The sequence below is a fragment of the Achromobacter semiaridum genome, from assembly GCF_053543755.1.
This window is the reverse complement of sequence record NZ_JBLVOL010000030.1, coordinates 13083-32953: the sequence shown is the minus strand read 5'-3', so window position 1 is coordinate 32953 and position 19871 is coordinate 13083. Positions and strand designations below refer to the sequence as shown.

Here is a 19871-nt window from a genome sequence, read left to right as displayed (position 1 = left end):
CCGCCCACGCATCCATCAGCGTCCCGATAGACAGTGGGAACAGGGCGGCAGGTTCAACCCCCTCCGGGACGGCGATATGGGACTCTTCTGGCAGCCCAAGTTCGTACATCTTCTCCTTGGACCGAGTGATGCCGAAATACCGACGGCTGTTGAATTCAGGCTTCATCGGCTCCTCGCTGGTACAAGGCGTGAGCCAACACCATCAGGTTTTTGCCCTTGACAGCAATCAGTTTTAAATTGCCTGCGTTGTTGTGTTTGGCGGTGGTGGTTCCCTTAATGCCATCTGCATCGAACGCCATGCCTGAAAGAATGGCTGCTGCGCCTGAGAGAAGCCGGTAGGGGCGGTCGACAGCGTTCTGAAATCTCTCCACGACCAGCATTGACGCACGCTCGCCCGCAACATGCATACGGCGTTTCATCGCGGCCAGCGTCTCGCCGACTCGAAGATAGTCTTTGCCCGAGTCGTCGACCGCATCCTGAAGGCGGCCCTTGTACTTGCCATCCCCTAGTTGAGCCTTCGCCTCAAAGGTCAACATCTCATCACTCGCCTTCGGCTGTCCAGCATCGGGACATTTGAATCCGACAATATCGACGCCCTTGACTGACTCATTCCGACTTCCCTTCTCAGCGTATTTGCCACGCGGAACCCAGTAGCCGAGGATGAACTCGACGTAGTCTGAGACCAGCAACTCGGCAAAGTCCCCTGAACGGACTCCAGGCCCCGGAGGCACGCTTTTGTCCGGAAAGACCAGCTCCAAGAGGTACTCAGCCCGCGACTTGCCGGTGCCTTCGCGGAGTATGTCGATGTCGTCATCAGAGCAGTATGTCTGGCGGAATCGGCTGGCCCACTCACTTAAGCACGCTGCATCAGCGGCTACCTCCAGGTCCCAAACCTCGCACTGTTCTCCCCCATCCAATACCAGTGGTTCGGCTCGTTTGAGGTGCTGGAGATAGGCAGGCTTGAAGTCTTTGCTTGAAGCGACGGCCGCACTCGCGGCATCCACGGCTTCGTCAGCCGCCAACTGTGTAGTCCTAGGCATCATTAAAAATCAAGAAGGAAGGCTCCAGTTCCCGACGGAAGAGCAGCTTATCCTCGACACCTGGTTCTAGTTCGAGCACTACAACTCGGCCTCCCTGTAGCACAGGTGGAGGCGCGGATGTCGTCGTGACAATAAACTGAAAGGGGACTTCGTTGCCTTCCCCCAGTTGCTCGGCAGCCTCCGCGGCAGTGAGGAAGAACGCCCGATACAAGAGTTCGCTCATATCTGCCTCTCTTGGGCAGTCATGAACAAGAAACCCCGGATGATTGCTGGCTTCAGACACGGCGGAGTCGAGCAGACAGACGATGTCGCCGAGCAGCACTTCCAGTACCTGGTAGGCCTCGCCGCCACGCGCCACTTCGAACGGTCGAACCTCATGCCCAGGAACGAATCGCGCCTGTCCGACTGCACCGAGCAGCCTGGTTGCCACGGTGGCCGTCAAGGCCTTGATAGCGTCGACTCTCGACGAATGCTGAGACCGTCGGCGGGCTTCGGCAACTCGAAGGGAATCGAGCGCTGACTCGAGTTCCTGAAGTTGCTTCCGAGCCGCGACGAGCTCTGTCGTGTCGCCACCCTGGGACCTTTGGGTATGCTTCACCTGAAAGTCGTCCCAAGACTGCTTCAAGAATGTTCGAGCGCTCTCACTGGTGGCGATACGAATACGCAATCGACTAAGGTCGGCTTTTTTTGCGGAGATGCGTTTCGCATAGTCGGAGACCTCTTGCGTCGCACTGTCGAATTCCCGCTTCCGAGCTTCGTGGCGGTTAGAGAGCTCTGCCGCATTGGCCTTGACCTGTCGACCGTCCTGGAACCAGGTCATGCTGACCGCGGTCTTGCGTTCTTGGATGTAACGACATTCGCTGAACTCCACATCCCCGTGGTCGCATCGACCGCCGTCCAGCCCTTCTAGTTTCTCCCGCAGCTTGGTCAGCCGCTCAAAGTCGGCTTGGTTCGCATCCACCAGGGACTTGGCAATGCCAGCGTCAAGCTCTGCTCTATCTCGAACCTTAGTCAGCTCATGTAAGCGCACCAGCTCTTTTACAAGCGTCTCCTCTGCCTGCTCCACATCATTCGTCCAGTGGCTCTCGTCCAACTCGGCCCTCTGAATGACAGCCTGAACGCGAGACTGGACCGATTCGCCAACTGTGGTGGCGAAGACGGGTTCGTCTTCTTCCGCTCGTACTCTCAGGCGCAACTGGCGGTCGGCATAAGCCAATGCGAAGGCTGGTGCTCTTTCAAGCTCTGGGATGCGCTCCTTGCACTGTTCGACCTGCTTCTGCTTGGCCTCGATGTCACGCAGCAGTTGGTCGAGTTCCTGGTCCACCAGACCGAGCACAGAGCCGACCAGCAGTGGCGGGTCTCGCCGTGACCGCTTGAAGCCCAGGCCTTCACCCTCACGCCAGTGGTAAAAACCGTCGAAGCGCGTTCGTTGCTCCCGGATGCACCAGGCCAGCAGATGGCGCCACTCGAGAGGTTGATTTGTTCCTGGCAGGGAGCGGGCGGCTAGCCTGCCTATCGAGAACTGCTCCAACGCGCGACCGTAGCCGTCGAAATTGTTCGGTACGGTGCCATCGAACAAATGGTCCAATGCGTCGCACTGAGCGGCCAAAGAAGGGGTGTACAAGCCGTACGGTCGGAAGACCAGCCAGACGGTGCCATCCACATGGACCTTTGCCGCCACTCCGCCTTTGGGAAAGCTGCCCGTCGCTTTGTTACGCAGAGTGGCGATAGCTGGTGCGTCATCACCCAGCACGTATCTCAGTAACAGGCACAGCGAAGTCTTTCCAACGCCGTGACCTGCGCTGGCTAACCCCGAAGCATCGTTCGAGGCGGATTCTTTGGCCCAAACTATGTTCAGCCCAGGATGCAGGTCTATGGTGCGGGTTGCCGCCAACGGTTCACGGGATTCGACCAACCACATCGTTTCAACCCATAGCCTGGGCTGCGTGCGTACCGGCTTATTTGCCTGGAGCCAGGTTGACATGGTGTCCTCTTACTGTGTGCCGGTGACATTGGGGCGCACGGGCGCTGTCTCGCTCTTCTCGGCCTCGGCTGTCAGGCGCTGATTCTCTGCCTGCCACAGAAGCCGAGCAGCTTCGGAATGCTCTGGCAACTGAATGACATCGAGAGGTGGCGTGCCGATACCGCTCGCGTAGAAAACCTCGCCACCCCTGGTTGAACGCGCTAGTACATCAACGCTAACCAAGCGCTGCACAATGGGCAGGACTCGGCTCAGGAGTGGTGCCACGTCTGCAATTCCGAGCGAACCTCGCAAGGCATTGAAGCGTGTGCTGTCACTTGGGTCCAAGTGGTGCTCAGCTGCGGCCAGCGCAGCCACCGCTGACTGCATGTCCACTAGCGAGCAGCCTTCCGTTCGCTCAGCGACCAGGGCGGTCACCAGGCCGGCCAGGCGGCCTTCCTCGACATTGCTAATCATCCCGAGCTCGGAGTACGAAACGGGCGCAGATGGCGCAGCGAACGAAATGCTGGCCTGCTGGTCCCACGCCTCCAGAACCAACCTGCGCGTCCGGAATTCACCGTAGGTCCGAATCTCGCTTTCCTTCAGCACCCGGAAGGTCTCGCTGGGATAGTCGTCCCCCATCATCTCCTTGGGGTCTAGGATGTAGCGCAGTTCATCTCGAGCGAGGCCGTACAGCCGGGCGTAGTAAGCGTCAAGCTCGGCGCGCAGTTGGGTGCGGCGCTCGGGGTTCCAGGCGAAAGGCTGGCCTTGCTCGGAGGCGGGGCGAGGGTCGTAGGCGACGAGGTCATCGCCCCAGGCCTGGAGGTCCTGGGCGGTGTAGGTGAGTTCGAGGACGCGAGGGACGATGAAGGCTAGGTCTGCCTGAGTGAATTGCTCAGGCGGGGGCATTGGAAATTGCTTGACATACCCGAACGTCATGTTCGTCCCCCCCAGCTTCTGACGTACTACATAGTCAAAGCTCATTGAGCCCAAGAGCCCGAGGAAGACCGCACATAGGGCCGTTGACTGGTCGCTGGAAATCAGCGGCATAGAGTGACCGACGCCAACTCTCGGTACCACCGATGCAATGTAGCTTCGCTCATCAGTGCTTCGAGCAATATTCCGAAAGCCCATTAGCCACCGAGGACTGCGCTGGTCCATCCAACAGTCAAGCAGCATACGAAGCGTGTCTGCGAATGCTCCAGCATCCAAAGCCTCCGCCAAGTTCGCCAACTCATCGTCGACCAGCCTCGCGTCCTTGTTCTGTGTCGCCCATTTGGGAAACTCAACTAAGGCTTTCTTGGTTGTCAGCCCCTCGCCGCGTAGCACGTCATTCAGGCGCGGGAAGTGGGCCTTAAGCTGAATTTCAGTCGGCGCGATGTGCGGTTGGGCTTGGGCGGCGGTCCAGCTGTCGTTTGCCGAGACGGAGCCTGCCTGACGATGGAATAGCTCACCAGCTACCCATTGGGACAGTGACAGCAGCAGCTCGGCCACCACAGAGTTCAGTTTTAGCGCATCCTTTGCATCCTGCGCAGCATGCAGTGCGAGCCATGTACGTGCCACGCGTGTGGGGACGCGGGCGATGCGGGCCAGCACCTCGCGCCGGTCCACCCAGTATCGTGGACGTACAGAGAAAACGAGGTCTGTTTTCTGGGCGTTGCTCACGTCAGATGTTTCCACTTCGCCCGTCGACCCGCCAGCGACGTCTACGTAAGTCGCCCAGCGATGGTCGAACTGATGAATCATCTTCGCTTCATACAGCGGCAGTCTGACGGGTTTCCCCTCAGCGGTGGCAGTTTCCGCGAACAAGCCACTGTCGCTGGACATGTGGAACATCGCTTGGAAGCGAATGCCCCATGGATTTACCTCAGGTCGTAGAAAAGTTCCCTTTTCATCGGTGACCTGTTCGGCGACGAGTACGGGCGCGGCGCGGTACAGTTTCTTGGTCAACTCAGCGTCGCGTTCGCTGCGAAATACTGGGCAGGTGCGAGTGTTGGGATTGATGAGCGTAAAGTCTTCCGTAGCGAGGGTGAAGCGACGGCGTTCGTCGACCACGTGCGTAACTTGGGTAGCAAAACAGACGAACTCGGCCTGCCGAGAGGCACCCAGCGTTAGCAGGGAGAACTTGTAGCTGCGGTGTACTGCTGGAAATACGGCCTCACTGTTCTCGAAGTCGTAGAGGCTGGCAAGCCGACCGCTGCTAGCTATGTGACCAAAGTAGGCCTTGGTGGAATCGTCGGTGGCGATACCCGTCGGCACGATAAAGCCAGCTCGCCCACTATGGGCCGTGGCTTGTAGCATCGTCTCCGCAAACAGGGCATAGGTGTTAACGTCGCCGACTCCGGTAAGCGGGTAGCGCCGACTGTCGTGAGCGTAGAGGCTGGCCGCCTCGGCACCGCGACGCGCAGCAATGAAGCTAGCGTACAGCGCCATTTCGGCGAGGTTCGGTGGTGTCAGACCCTCAGCGCGCTCCAGGTCGGGGTTCACGCGGTGCAACAGCACACCTTCCTTAAGCCATTCGATACGCTGGGCTCGTTCGGCCTTGTTTTTTGCCATGGCTACCTGCGGGCTGCGGGTGGCGAAGAACTCCTCCTCTTGCAGCTTGATGCGCTCCCAAGGCGGATTACCCAGCATCACGCTGAAACCGCCTTGAGCCGCCACCTGCGGAAAGGCCAGCCACCAGTGGAAGACGGCGTGCTGCCGGCATAGTGCTTGAGAGGCGTCTTCCACCTCGGCTTTCGGCGACTGACCGCTAAGCACGCCCCACAGGTAGCCCGAAAGCGGCACGGTGACACCAGCATCGGCGAGTTTGGGTGCCAGGAAGGCGGCCACGTATGTGTCGGCCAAGCGGGCGAATGTGCTGCGTTGTGCCTCAGCCTCGGTCTGCGACCAGGCTTGACGTTTGGCAGCCAGGTGCTCGGGAGTATCGTCGTCCAGAGTCTCCACTCTGACCGTCTGTGCGGCAAGGTCAGTCTGGGTGAGCAGGTCACCGCTTGCAATCTGTCGCCAGCTCTTCAGGTCAGCCTTGTTTTGCTTCTTCAGTGCTTTGGCGACTTCTTTGTCGTCGCCCGACAGGGCCGTGTAGGCTTCATCCGGGATACCGGTCTCCAGCACTTTGGGGTCAAGCACCCCCAATAGTGCATCGCCCACCCGCAAGTGATGGTCTACGAAGCTTAACGGTCGGTCGGGTGAGTAAGCCTCCAGCCACAGAGCTGTCTTGGCCAACTGGATAGCCATCGGGTTTTTGTCTACACCGTAGATGCAGCGGCTGACCACATCGCGCAGCGCGTGACGATAGTCCGTGGGCGTGGGCGCTCCACCCTCACGCTCCGCGGCAGCTCGGTGTAGCGCCACTTCGTCGGCCAGGCGACGTGCTGCCGACAGTAGGAAGTGGCCACTACCGCAAGCCGGGTCGCAGATGGAGAGCGACAGCAGAGCCTCGACTGGACGTTCTGGATTCGCCCTCACGGTCTGCGCAATGACGGGTTCCAACGCGCTCTTGATGAGCTCCTGTACCAGGCTGTCAGGAGTGTAGTAACTGCCAGTCAGCTTACGGGTGTTACCTTTGGTAGAGGCGTCGGTTTCATCGTCGCCCACGAAAGTCAGGCGTGCCGTAACAGGAGAGGCCAGGCCCTGCGGGTCCGGCACCAACTCCAGCAGGCTTTCGTAGACGCTGCCCAGTTCCTCCGGGCCCATGTCACGGTAATTGACTCGCGATAGCCCGTCGTTGGCGCGAAACCAGCCGAGTTGGAACACGGCGGCCAGAAGGTAGCGGTTGTCGAGTTGGGCCGAGTCCAGGCGTGGGCACTGGTCCGCAGCGAACAAGCCGCCAAGCGCGGGCAGCCCCAGAGCAGGTTCACCGGCACCCAGGGTACCGAAAGTAATGCTCAACGCTTGCCACAGGTCAGCGTAGCGGTCGTGCTGGCTACGGCGCACGGCCCGCTCGCGCAGCCAGGTGAGAGAGTAGCCAGACAAATAGCGGGCCTTGGCCTCCTCACTGGCGTTAGGTGCGAAGACCAGGCGTTCGCCGGTGCCCCGGTCGCGACGGTCTTCCACAGTGGCCAGGAAGATGAGGCGGTAGACCAGGCGTAGCAGCTCTTCGAAGAAGACCTGCCGGTCGTAGCTATCCTGGGTGCTCTGCAGCGCGGCCCGCAGAGCGCCATTGGCCGGGTGCGAGAGAAAGCCCGTACCCAACGCACGTAGCGCCTCGGCGACCTGATAGCGCAGCTTGCCGCGTACAGTGACGCCGGCCTGTTGACCTGCGACACGCCAGCGTTCCCAGGCGCAGTCGGCGGCCGGTGCCTCAGCGGAACCAAAACGTGAGGCATGAGCCAGCAGCCAGAAGGCGCTAAAGTCGGCCAGCAGCTCTTCGGTGAAAAGCGCCTCGAGGTCGACCTCAATGTAAACAGGGCGTGTGAGGCTGGCATTGTCACGCAGAATGCGCAACGTCAGGCCATTGCTGACTATGGCCCAAAGCGACGCATCGCTGGCATTGAGTGCCTCCTGAGCCAGCATGAACGGGCTGCGGCGGCGGGTCTTGCCAGTGTCAGGGTTGGTTTCGCCAAATCGCTCGGCTGAACTGTCCAGCGGTTGGTCGAAGCCGGCGAAAACCAGTGGCACCCGTCCGCCGGTGCCCGCATGCCCGATGGCGTATTCGTGGCCAGCGTGCTGAATGGCCGGGCAGCGTGCGGCGTCATGGAAGTGCAGAACGTCGCGCAACAGTGGCAACAGCCACTCTCGGATGGTGACCTCGTGGGCTTGCACATCCTGACGTTGACGTAAGGCTTGGAAATCCTGCCAAAGGGTGAGCGCAATCTTGAAATCGCGAGCGATTTCGTCGCGCAGTTTCAGGCCCTTGGCGATGCGGTACTGTTGCTCCGTCTGCTCGCTGCCCTTGGGGTCTGCCAGCAGGGTCAGCCGGGTGAGCTCTTCAGCGGGTAGGAGTCCGCCTTCGATTCGAATGGCGCGGTAGGCGAGCTGGTGGAGAGGCTTTTTGGCCATAACATCAAGCTCCCATGGTGTTGGTGGCTGCTGCTGCATCAGGCAGGAGCACGTACAGGCCCATCACGTCGACAGGCAGGCTGGCGGTGACCTGGTAGCTGCCGCGACCTTCGGCAGCCTCGCGAACACGGCGGTGGTCAGCCAACAGCGCCTGGGATCGAGCTTTGGCCATGGCCTCTAACTGCGATTGCCAACTCGGCAAAGCGTCGAGAGCAATCTGAAGTTGACGGTCACGCAGTGGTGCAGGCATGTTGCGGGTAGCTTCGGCACCCAGCAACTGGCGGGTCATGTCAGGGTCGAGGTCAGAGAAAGGCAGGGAGCCGCTGGCGGCCACAGCGACCGCTTCCTCGCACATCAGCAGGCGTGTCTGGCTGCCATTGGTAACAGTGAGCTGGTGACGGATACGGAGCAACAGAACGGTGGTTTTGAGCGCCACGCTTTGCACGAAGGCTGCGCCGGCACGGGCGACCACAGCGTCATCAGTCGAGGGTTGGCTGTCGTCAAGTGCTTGCTCCAGCAGCATGTCGGCCAGTACAGCCACCAATGGGTGGGTGCGGTGGACAAAGGTTGCCCCTTGCGCCGCAGGCTGCTGGAAGTCAATGCGTAGTGTTGAGACTAGTCCTTCGGCAGCGAGCCGCTCGCGCACGGCGGGCGGCAGGTGCTCGGTCAACAGCTTGAAGTACTGCTTGACGGGTTGCAGCGGCGAACCGAGTTGAGCGGCGGCACGTTTGACGAAGCGTTCGACTTCGGCTTCACCTCCGAGCGCTGCCGCAGACTTCTGCCATTCTGGGAAGACGTCTTCTGGCTTCAGGCGGCGTTGGGCAAAGATGGAACGATTTTGCTTGGCCTTTTCTTTGGCGCTCTGCCAAGCTAGGTCAATCTCTTTGGCGGGTTCGCCAAACAAATCCAACTGCGACTGAGCGTTGAGCGTCCCCTTGCGCAGCAGTACGGCATTCATCAGCGCCTGGGTGAGCTTGCCTTCGTTGTCCGGCATGGGGACCAGCACGCCCAGCTCTTTGCGGATGCTCTCGGCCTTACGCAGAATGACCTGCAGCACGGCACCGTCTACGGGATTGTCTTCGCCGTACAACATGGTGCTGCGGACCTCGCGAGCCTTCTGTCCGAAACGGTCTACACGCCCTTCGCGCTGTTCGTGGCGGGTCGGATTCCAACTGAGGTCGTAGTGGACGACGGCGGTGAACAGACCCTGCAGGTTGATGCCCTCGGACAAGCAGTCCGTGGCAACCAGGATACGGGACTCGCTATCGCCCAATTGGTCGACTGCCACCTCCCGCTCGTCTGGGGTCAGCTCGCCAGTCACGGCCTTAACGGCGACTGCTTTGAACCTTGCCTGTAAAGCTGCTGCCAGGTAGTGCGCCGTGGCGATGTAGCGACAGAAAACGACTGGCTGAAAGCCTTCCTTCAAAAGGAGGGCGACATGCTCCTGTAGTTTGGCGAGTTTAGGGTCGTTTTGCTGGCCAGCCAGGGCTGCGGCGCTGGCCATCAGTGCTTCCAGGCGCTGGCTGTCTTCCGTCTTGGCACCGGGTTCGAGGTCGTCTGTGGATAGTGCGTCGTCAGTACCGTCCAGTACCCGGTCGGTGGCCTGGGCTTCGAACTCTTCCAGGGATTGGCCCTCAGCCTGACTCGCTTCGCCGAAGGCACCTTGCAGCCGGGTCCGCAGCGCATTTACAGCAGCGGCCGGCGATGACGAGATGCAGCGCAACAGCGCAAGGGCGGCCCACCAGTTCATGCGTTGTTCGCGCAGCGCCTGCCCTTCGGAGCGCTCGACAAGCTCACGAGCGTAGGCCAACACGTCGTTGAACAACTGGCCCCAGGCCCCGGTGAGTTTGTAGGTGATTTCAGCCGTGCGCCGGTCAGGGAACATCGAGGTGTCCTGCCATTCGGCGATGTCAGGCCGTCGGCGCTGGACGAAGTGCCGAGATAGGTCTTCACGCAGGTCCGTGCGTTGACTCGCGGGTAGGTCCTTCAACTGGGTGAAATCAGGCCGCAGCAGGCCCAGTAGATTGAAGAAGGCTTCCTCGTCTCCGCTGTGCGGTGTGGCGGTGAGAAGCACCAAGTGACGCGCCTCGTCGGCCGCTAAGCCCTTAAGCAACTGATAGCGCTGTTGGCGCCCCTGGCCAGCCTGAGTGCAGGTGTGGGCCTCATCGACAATGACAAACTCGGGGCAGAAGCGTTGGAAGGCTTCGCGACGGCGCTCAGACTTGATGTAATCCAAGCTGACCACCGTGTAGGGGTGGGCATGAAACACCGATGTGCCAGGCGGCAGGTCGCGTTCCAGGCGGTCAGCGGTGTTGGAGCGAACAACGACGGCCTGGATGTGGAAGCGCTCCGCCAGCTCGCGCTGCCACTGCTCGCATAGGTGCGGCGGGCACAGCACGGCAAGGCGCTGAATTTCGCCGCGGTCGAGCAGTTCGCGCGCGATAAGCGCACCTTCAATCGTCTTACCGATACCGACGTCGTCGGCTATCAGTAGGCGCACAGTCGACTGCTTGAGCGCCATTAGCAGCGGCACGAGCTGATAAGCCCGCGGCTCGACGGCAATATTGCCAAAACTGCGGAACGGTCCGGCGCCGCTTCGTAGCTTGAGCTGCAGGGCATCCAGTAGCAACTGGCTGGCCGAATGATTGCGCGCCTGAGCGACTGAGGGCCAGGGGAACGAGGCTGGTTGTACCGGATGACGCTCCAGGGGCAGGTAGATGAGCGTTTCGTCGCGCTCACCACCTCCCAGCGGTCGCAACCGCAGGGTCTGCGTATCGGATTCGGGCAGAACTATCCACTCGCGGCCACGAGCGGAAACTAGGCTTCCCGGAAGGAACTCCGGCGTTGGTGCATTCATGTCGTATCAGGCCTTTCCGGGGCCGAAAAGGTCGGCGTAGTTCTTGAAAATGTCGGGCCAGCGGGCTTGCTCTTTAGGGAAGCGCACCACTAGGTAGCCCAACTCGTCGAGGACTCGGTCGATGGCGGCGTCTGCTGCACGCTGGGTTTCGGTCTCATGGTGGGGACCGTCAATGAAAACAGCGAGGTTCAGGTCGTCGTAGAAGAAGTCAGCGCAAGCGTTGGCACCGGAAACGGTGTGTTGGCCGCGGTCCGGCTTGCGGTAACAATGTTCATTGACGTGGTCCAACCAGGCTTGTTCCAACGTGCTTCCGGCAGTGCGGGCAAGCTCTTCGTCGTGTTCCTGTGGGCCGCGACCGTACGTGCCCTGGTGAGCCCTGGCCGTCGTCAAACGACAGAGGATGTCCAGCAGGAGCCCTCCGGCGTCCTTGTCCTTTCGGTCGATTAGCGTGTGGTCAGGCTGGTTGTAGTAAGAGAGCAGGCAGCGGTAGCAGCCAGCCTCGCACAGTGGATTGCCATCATGGTCGAGCTCTTCTGTCAGTTCGTTCCGGGTCCATGGGTGACCGGTAGACGGTGTCACAAAGTGCATGACCTCCAGAGCCTTGGCAGCGACGGCGGAGAGGGCTTCAGGCTCAGTGGCAAGGCGCGTGAGTACGCCAGCACCGCCCTCGGCAGCCTCGAACAGCAGAATGGACTGGCGGTTGTCGCGCGTGGGTAGCGGCTCAGCCATCAGTTCGCTCTCTTCGAGCTGGTAGACCGCCTCAATACCGCGCTTAAGCGCGTACTGCAAAGTCGTGAGAGTCTCGGCCGTAAACTCGCCAAAGCGGTGATGTGGCCGTACGATGAGGATGTTTCGGCGGTCTTCGACGTAGGGAACGATGCGTTGCGGCGGGGTCTTGTCAGGCGGTGCCTCGCCGCCGTTCTCAGTCTCTCCACTGCCGTCGTCGACTCCGCCGACCCAGTGGCCGGTGACCGGATTCATCATGAAGCCCTGGATGGACTTCTCCTTGCGGCGTCGCCAACCGAAGTTCATACGCCAGACCGTGGCGGCGGGACCGTACTGCATCTCGAGCAGGGGTCCTTGGCTGTCCTCAACGACGGTAGTGACCATTTGTAGATGGCCTTCCGCTTCGGCAAATTGCAGGGTGGTTTGCATCTCGTACCCCTGCCTTACCCGTTCCTCTTCGTTGGCGGTGATACGTTCAGCCCGTTTGGTAGAGACGTTCTCGATGCGATACAAATTCTTGACATCCTGAGTCTCCGCGAGCGAGGCTCCACAAGAAACGCAGCGGTCTGAATCGCGCTGGGAGCGGAAGTGGCCGTAGCCGCAAGCCGGGCACAGGCGTGCGACCTCGGTGGGCAGCTTGGCGCCTTCAGTCACCTGGTCCTGGCCGGTGATGGTCAGCAGCGCCTTGGTCACTCGGTATTGGCTGCCCTCGTGGTAAATGAGACTGTAGGGGCCGAACTCACCGAGCGCCAGGAAACGTGGACGAGACAGGAAGCTCTCGCGGCCGATGGAGCCCCGGCGTGCAGGCAGGTAGGCCAGTAGCGGCAGGCGCGGGAAGTTGTAGCCTGGTAGGAAGCCCTGGGAGGCCAGGTAGCGATAGGTGTAGAAGTCCGAGTTGAAGGCACTATCACCGGCCAGTAACAGGTCACGCTGCTTGCGTGCCTCGTTGTGGCGCTGCTGGGCTTCACGGCGCTCGCGCTCGCTGGCCGCCGGGTTGTTCTCAATTTTGAAGTTCAGCTCGATGGCTTGTGCCGTCGCACGGTAGAGGTCGCGCCAGCGTTGCAGTGCACCGTCGAACTCATGGTACGCCCGCTGGAAGACCGATTCAGCCCAGTGCTCGCTATACCACGGCGCGTTTTGGGAAGTGAGCTCGGAGGCCAGCATGCCCAAGACCTTGAGACCGCGCTGGTGAGCGCGCTTCTTGGCTTCCGGCTTGTCGAGGTCTACCGTCACTTCTTCGGTGACTGGCAACGCCTCCGGCTGATTCATATCCAACAGGTCACGCACGCTGTTGCCCAGGCGCTTGCCTGTCTCGGCGAGCCAGATAGCATGCATGTGGCTCTTCACCAGTTCCAGATTGGCCAAGTCCAAGGTTGGAGCATTGACTTGGCCATGCACCATGCGGACCGGGTCTCGGAAGTAGTATTGGTCGTGCGGACTCTGCGACGCGCAATACGTGATGACCAGAGCAGGCTGCCCGGCCCGCCCCGCACGTCCGCTACGCTGCGCGTAGTTTGCCGGTGTCGGCGGTACGTTGCGCATGTAGACGGTATTTAGCGAAGAGATGTCAACGCCCAACTCCATGGTCGGAGAGCAGAACATCACCGGCAGCCATTCGAGCTCTACGCCATTCTTGTTCCGAAACTCATCGCGGTCTTTGTCGGTGTAGCGGAAACGGGCTTCGCGCTCAAGCCGGTCGTCTTGCTCGACCTGGGCCGTGTGCTCACGAGCTTCGAAATCGAAGAGTTGATGCGCCGGATTGGACAGTAGGCCGGCAACGTTACGGTAAAGGGTGCGGAAAAACTCGTTGTCCTCTGCTTGACGCTGGCTCTGGCCCAGACCCGGTTCCCACAGCAGCGCGGTACCGTTGAGTTGCCAGCCAGTCAGGCCGACATCCGTCTCTTCGCGTTTGACCAGACCATACGACTCAGCAGCTTTAAGCAACGCCGCAATGACATTCGGGTAGGTTTGGTCGTTGATGTTCTTGTAGTAGGGGTTACGACCGCCCCATGTGCTGCCCTGGCGTAGCTGCCTTCCCAGGCGAGAGCGACTGGAGCCTATGACCAGAAAATCCTCCAATTGCAACCGACGTCCACGGCGGTCGGTTTCTTCGCTCGGACGAGACGTGACGAACCATCGCGCCGGAACTGGTCTCTCGTCCTCGGTGAATCCCCAGGGTTCGCACAGGTTGGCGTAGCTATGCGTACGCAGCTGCTCAAGTTCGGCACGGTCAAGGTAGCGCGTGGCGATGCAAAGCCCCTGGCGCATGAAGTCGAACAATGCACGCAGAACCACGGCCCGCTCAGCGGGTGTAGCCGCCTGCAAAACCTGGGGCGCCTCGGCCCATTCTGTAGCGTCGGCGGCCAGGTCGTCGATGTCCTGGTAGCCAATACGGACTAGCCCCAACTGTTCAAGGTTGGGATTGTTGTAGCGCCAGCCGCGCCTAAGGTCGAAGTAGGTTCGATAGCCCAGGACGCCGCGCATGGCCTCCTGTACGTACCGGCGCGTGTTGCCCTTAACCTCGGGCTGTTGCATGTATTCCGCCCGCACGGCCGGGTCATCGCGGTGAAATCCCAATGATTCAAAGACCGCGTTGGCGACCTCGCGCTCGGACAGTACCTGACCGCCGTCCTTATTCACGGCCGACAACAGCGCCGCGCGGGTCAGCAGCACTTGCAAGAAGTCGTTGAAGTGCCCCGCCTGCAGTGCGGCATCTTGCCGGTTGTCGGAGAAACCCAAGACCTTCTTGGCCTCGGCAGAAAGCTGCTGGTCCTGCTCGTACAAATAGCGCAGTGCCGACAGCGTAAGCATTGTCGTGGCTGAGCTACGACCTTCGCCCGATAAGGAGGTCAACCGCAGGGCGTCCTTGCCGGACGAGGTGTGCGAGATGCCACATGCCAGGCAAAAGCGGAAGGCGCCGGGGATGAACCAGGCCTGCAAACCCTTGTCGGTAGTCGTAATTCCGTCAGGTCGAACCTTGACAGCTTGCGGGGCAAACTTGCGTTGGGCCGACTTGATGCGCCATTCCCCATCAACCCGCTCTTCCAGCCAGGTTTCAGGGTAGCGTTCCAGAACCTCCGGCTCCCACAGGCCGCGGCCGTCGGGCATCAGGAAGCCGAACTTGACTGCGTCGTCGTCGTGCTGCCGCTCGTCGATGTTGCGAACCGCAAACCCTCGGCCTTCTGGGCCTTCGGTGTCCCAGACTGGGATGTATTCCTGGCCGCAATCGCGGCAGAAATGCACGTGGTAGTACCGCCGCTGCCGGTCGTCATCACCGGAGACGAACTGCTGGCCGTCCAACGTGATGGCTCGGTTTCCTGCTGCCTCGAGTGTCGTGTATACCTTGCCACCCCCAGCTATGAACTGGTGCAGCTTGAACGCAAATAGACTCTTGCCAGTCTCGTCCGTGACTGCGTAGGCGCGCAGCATGAACTGTTGCAGATAGGTCAGGCAGCTCTCGATGGGTTCGCCTGAGGCCTCGTGCAACCTCTGCGATGCATCTGCCAGTGTGCGCGGACGTGCTCGACGCGGCTTGTCGTCCTCGTATGTCAGGCCTAGGGTGAGCTCGACCCAGACCGACATCGGATGCGCGGCCATGGCATCAAAGCTGAGGTCCGTCGGTACGCCAGCTCGGATGGCGTCCCCCAGTTTGTTCCTCACGGTTTCGAGCGTCTGACTCTCGGGCGTCGTGCGGCGAAGCGTCTCGGTAATGACATTTCGATCCGCGATTGCTGTGCCGAACAGCCTCTGGGCCACCTTCGCCACTACGGCGTTGCGCTCCATTTGTGTGCCTTCGGACGCCATGGTGGCCGAAGTGCCAATGCAAATGAGTTCTTCAGACAACGCCTCGCGCACGCGCCTTACCAGCAATGCAACGTCTGCCCCTTGGCGGCCCCGGTACGTGTGCAATTCATCTAGAACAAGGAAGCGCAAGCCCTGAGCATTACGCATTACAGCCTTGTCAATATCATTCTGCCTGGTCATTAACAACTCAAGCATCATGAAATTTGTTAGCAGTATGTCTGGGGGACGTGCTGCCATAGCCTGTCGCTCTTCGTCCGACTCCTGTCCCGTATATCGACCAAAAGAAACTGCTCGCGTAGACGCGTCTGATCCTAAGAACTTCTTCAACTCCTCAAGCTGGGAGTTGGCCAGTGCGTTCATCGGGTAGATAACTATCGCACGCGTACGTGGGGCCGGGTCCGCCTGTTTTGCCTTCAGGCAAGCATCGACGATAGGGATGAAATAGCTTAGTGACTTGCCCGAGCCTGTGCCAGTGGTTAGAACATAACTCTCACCAGCCAAGGCCAAACTGATGGCTTCAGCCTGGTGTTTGTGCAGCGGTAGCGTTACTCCGGCGGATGTTGCGGATTTTCCTAGCCTGAAGATGCTCGAGCATTCTGGGCTCAACTGTCCCGCACGCACGAGGTCATCTACCGTCCCTCCGGACCGGTATGTAGGGTTAATTTGAATTAAGGGTTCAGGCCAATAGCGTTGACTTTCGTACTCATGGTCAACGTGTGCCCGAATATCATCTGAGCGGATACGAGTGAAGCTACGGGTGAATTGCCTATATTCGGCAACGATATGCTCGCGAAACTGAAAAACGTCCACCTTTCCCTTCCCCTAGTTGCCGTTTGTCGTCCAGATGAACGCCCTATGAGCGGCCATATAGCGTTGACTGCATTTTCTTTACCAGTACGGCAAAAATTGAAACCGTCAAGCCCGCGCCCTAACATCCGTGTTGACACTATCGCCCCAAACGGGTTTGGGCGCGTTGCGGCAACCTATTTACGTTTTGAAAAATATTGGGAATAGTACCGCACCCGTGCAAAATGGTGTAGACATTCAAAGAGCTTGGTGTTATCTGCGCTGGAACTTCGGCGAACACCGGTTTTCTAGGGCAAATTTTCGATGGCAGTGCTATGCAAGCACTGCGCTCGGCAGCTTTGCCCTGCGAACGCGGCCCACCTCTGCCCACTGCTTTCGGCCTACTGCGCCCTAACAATGGCGGCGCGGTGTACATGCGCAATACAGAGCCATTCCGTCGTTCGGACGAGGCACTGGCTACACGGTTCGCAATCAACCAGGATGCTGGCCGAACAAAAAATGCTTCTGTAGCAGCTAAAACCCTCTGCCAAACCTGCAGTAATCGTTACGGCGGCTCCTTTTCAGTTCCCATGTCAACCGCCCGTAAATTTAAATTTCGAGAGTGCAAGGCGTAGGAACAATGGTAAGCAGTGACCACCTTCCTGGCTTCTCATGCATGAGGAAATTTTCCGTTAGCGGCGTGCCTTTTCCTTGCATCTGAGGATAAAGGACGCAGGAGATCTTCAAGTTGGTACTTGCGAGCTTCAGCTCGCCACATTTCTCTGCATGGACTCTCTTCTTATTTTTACATTCGACGATTCTCTAAAAATTGACCGATGACTTGGGCGTTTTCATTTTCAGGGCAGCTACCAGTCGTCGCGTTTAAGCCAAAGGTCCCCCAATCGAAGCTACAAGAAGTCCCTGGCCTTCTCGGGCGAATCGCTGAGTGGGCGCTAGGCGGTACTCACCGGATGCCTACCTCGAGCCGGCCTGGCGTACGCGCGAGGCGACCATAGAAACAGATTCGATGAGTCGGGGACGCCGTCTCCTACCGCTTGCCGCTGCAGTATGGGCTAGGCAAGCACGCCCCCACTGCCAGGGTATTGGAGCGCAGGGGTAAGATGATCTACCTGCTCCGAGGCGGCCACCACCTACTCACCAGCGCCGACGGCGCTCTGGCTGGGTCAGTAATTCCATCATTTCCTGCTTGCTGTGGGTCATGAATACAGTCGTATACCTACCTGCTATTTTAAGTGGGTGACGGTGTCCGGTGTTTCAGGGGGCTGGCCCACAGACCCGAGTTTGCGAGGCAGCCAGCCACCTTTTTCCTGGCCATCCATGCCTACGGCCCATTCCACGACAGTCTTGGTTAGCTTAATCTAGTGACTGGAATCCGCGCTGCTTCTGCTGCTCCGAGGGTTCGATCACCACGCAAACAAGAGTGCGGATACACATGTAGACCGCCGACGTTCCTATATCGGATGGCAAGGCTGCCTTCCGGATAAAGGTTCGGCAGCAGCGCCCTGTTTCCTTGCGCTCTCGAGGGAGCATGGCAGCATGCAAGAGATCCTGTTTGTGCACATTGGTTTCTCGCCCTTTTTGCAGCTTTTGGCGTAGCACTAGTGTTATGTGAACATTCAAAATCTAATTTAAAAATGTGAAGTGACTGAAAGGTGGAAGTCAGAGGTCACATATCATCCCTCGAATCTGTTGCCATAGAAAAATTTGGATTTTGCTGTCGCGCAGTGACGCATAACAAGATGCTTTGATGTCACATCGACTGTCAATTAGTGCTGGGCAATGAACCGGAATTAAGTGTCACCTATTCTTGTGACGGTACTGCTGTAAATTCAGATCAATAGTATTGCCACGAATTTGTGAAAACTGCTTTCAGTTGATGTGCATGCATGCTTCTCTCGAGCGTGAGTGCAATAAAAAATAGACAAAAATTGTTATCAATACAGCCTTATTCTAGATAACACTTTCTCTATGAGAAGTCGGCCGGTTCGTCGAGTGGTGCGCATTCTCACATTTGCAAAACTAGACAGATGGTGGAGGCTCGTGAGCGGACTGGCGCGCACCCCAAATGTTTGCTTGGCCCATGAGAGCCAGTCAACTGTCTGATATGCAATTAAAGTCAACATGAATTTTCCGTTATCAAATTCAATCAAATTCGATTGGCAGCAATGCAATTCATTTTCGTTGAATTCAGTCAATTTGTTCTCCTATCAGATCCTGGTGCTGCCTTTAGCGCTCAAGGTCGGCATCACGACCAAGCATCTTGGGAATTGCGGGAAGCATCTGCCGGAGGCAAGCCGAGCAACTCTTGAACCTGATCGGCAGCTATCCGACTCGAATCCCATTTCGCCATGAAGCGCATCGCCACCTCACCCGGTAGTTTTATTTAGCGCCCGTTCCCAAGCCGAGTCGTCATCTAGCACCAGATCATGACCGACTGCCACTGCACGATGGGCCTGATCCATTGAATCGCCTGCCGAAATGGCCTCGGCGAACGTGGTCAGGGCTTCTGGGGCTACATCCAATGCAAGCATTCGACGTAACAACTGCGAAATCTCTTCGCGTGTGTACGTAACGCTCGTAGGCTGCGACGCATTTCTCAATTGGACAAACAGCCGGATCACCTCGCGGCCTGGTGTCTTCTCGTCGATACTCCATCGATCCCAAAATACCTGCCCCAATGCGGGTGTTGGTTGCCCGTGTGGTCGTCGCCATTCGTAGAGCTGACGCTGCCCTGCGTCTACGAGTTCCAAATACCTCCGCAAGGTTTTGGGCATGGTCGAGGCAGCCCGGCGAGAGTTGAAGTACGGTTTGGCCGAATTCTTCACCGCTCTTGTCACTACCATCGAGAGCACGGCCCACAAGTCGACGATGCTATAACGTTGCAGAGCGCTTCTGAGCGTATTGACTATCAGGGCATCCTCTTCCTCACTTGTTTGCAGGCCGTAGAGGCTAGTTTGATCGAACAAGTAGGCCATGCATCCTCCGATTGCATACTCTAGCCAGAGTGCGGAGAGTGCGGCTCCGTCCGTAAATGCTCGATTCTCCACGGAGGCAATTATGTCGATATCATCATGGGCGCTTCGAGCTGCCTCGAAAACGACGCGTTCGTAATAGTAGTGAACGGTGTTCTACTCAACTTCATACGCATCCCTGGACGCCTTGCGCGGGTTCTGAACAAGCACCCCCTCGTCGAACAATCGGGTCAGCAAGTCCTCGTGGTAGGCCGAGCATAGACTGCTACAGCGCTCTGATTTGAATGCGATCTGAAAGTACCTGCCTCCCAATGCGCGGTTTAGGGCGAGCACCAAAATGGCGATGTCGTCAGGAGCATTCAAATAATCAAATGTTTTGCCGGCATTGAGCTCGGCAAAGTGTCGGAGCGCCTGATCATGTCGGTCAGGTTCGCGGGCGGCTAAGGCAAGGAACTCCTCTCTTCGCTGTGCGTCGCAAGTTTCGCAGACCCTCTGGTAACTGGGGCCAGAGGTTCGACTCTTTCCCTCTGCAGGTTTGCCGCCACACTGGCACCGTATGTCGGTGTAATACGCCGTTGCATACGTCCTTAGCAATGTCACCTGCTGCATAACATTGGCCGCGCCAGTGTCTGCAAGGAGCGCCTTGGTGCTTTCGTGATACTTTCCGTTTTCGTCCGTCGACCAGTAGCGATGCACGAGATCGA

Annotated in this window: 7 protein-coding genes; all 7 read right to left on the bottom strand. The window is 58.9% G+C overall.

Translation table 11 applies throughout. From position 1 onward, the window contains the following. Window positions 1-155: 155 nt before the first annotated feature. Window positions 156-1022: a Hachiman antiphage defense system protein HamA gene (locus tag ACNPP0_RS09640; RefSeq protein ID WP_448705723.1), complete on the bottom strand. Its 867-nt coding sequence runs from the start codon at window positions 1020-1022 to the stop codon at window positions 156-158. Window positions 1023-1032: 10 nt separating this feature from the next. Continuing rightward, the gene (locus tag ACNPP0_RS09635; protein ID WP_448705722.1) at window positions 1033-3024 is read right to left on the bottom strand and encodes a hypothetical protein; all 1992 of its coding nucleotides are present in this window, start codon (window positions 3022-3024) and stop codon (window positions 1033-1035) included. A 9-nt stretch (window positions 3025-3033) separates the two neighbouring features. Further along, window positions 3034-8001, bottom strand: a complete 4968-nt coding sequence (locus ACNPP0_RS09630) for an Eco57I restriction-modification methylase domain-containing protein (protein ID WP_448705721.1) — start codon at window positions 7999-8001, stop codon at window positions 3034-3036. Window positions 8002-8005: 4 nt separating this feature from the next. Next, a complete protein-coding gene (locus ACNPP0_RS09625; protein ID WP_448705720.1) occupies window positions 8006-10858 on the bottom strand; it encodes a DUF8741 domain-containing protein in 2853 nt (950 codons plus the stop codon). Window positions 10859-10864: 6 nt separating this feature from the next. After that, window positions 10865-16198, bottom strand: coding sequence for a DEAD/DEAH box helicase (locus tag ACNPP0_RS09620; RefSeq protein ID WP_448705719.1), 5334 nt, complete (start codon window positions 16196-16198; stop codon window positions 10865-10867). Between the two features lie 2363 nt (window positions 16199-18561). Beyond that, window positions 18562-19170: a hypothetical protein gene (locus ACNPP0_RS09615; RefSeq protein WP_448705718.1), complete on the bottom strand. Its 609-nt coding sequence runs from the start codon at window positions 19168-19170 to the stop codon at window positions 18562-18564. 153 nt (window positions 19171-19323) lie between these two features. Continuing rightward, window positions 19324-19863 carry a hypothetical protein gene (locus ACNPP0_RS09610; RefSeq protein WP_448705717.1) on the bottom strand — a complete coding sequence of 180 codons (540 nt, stop codon included), beginning with the start codon at window positions 19861-19863 and terminating at the stop codon, window positions 19324-19326. Window positions 19864-19871 lie beyond the last annotated feature (8 nt).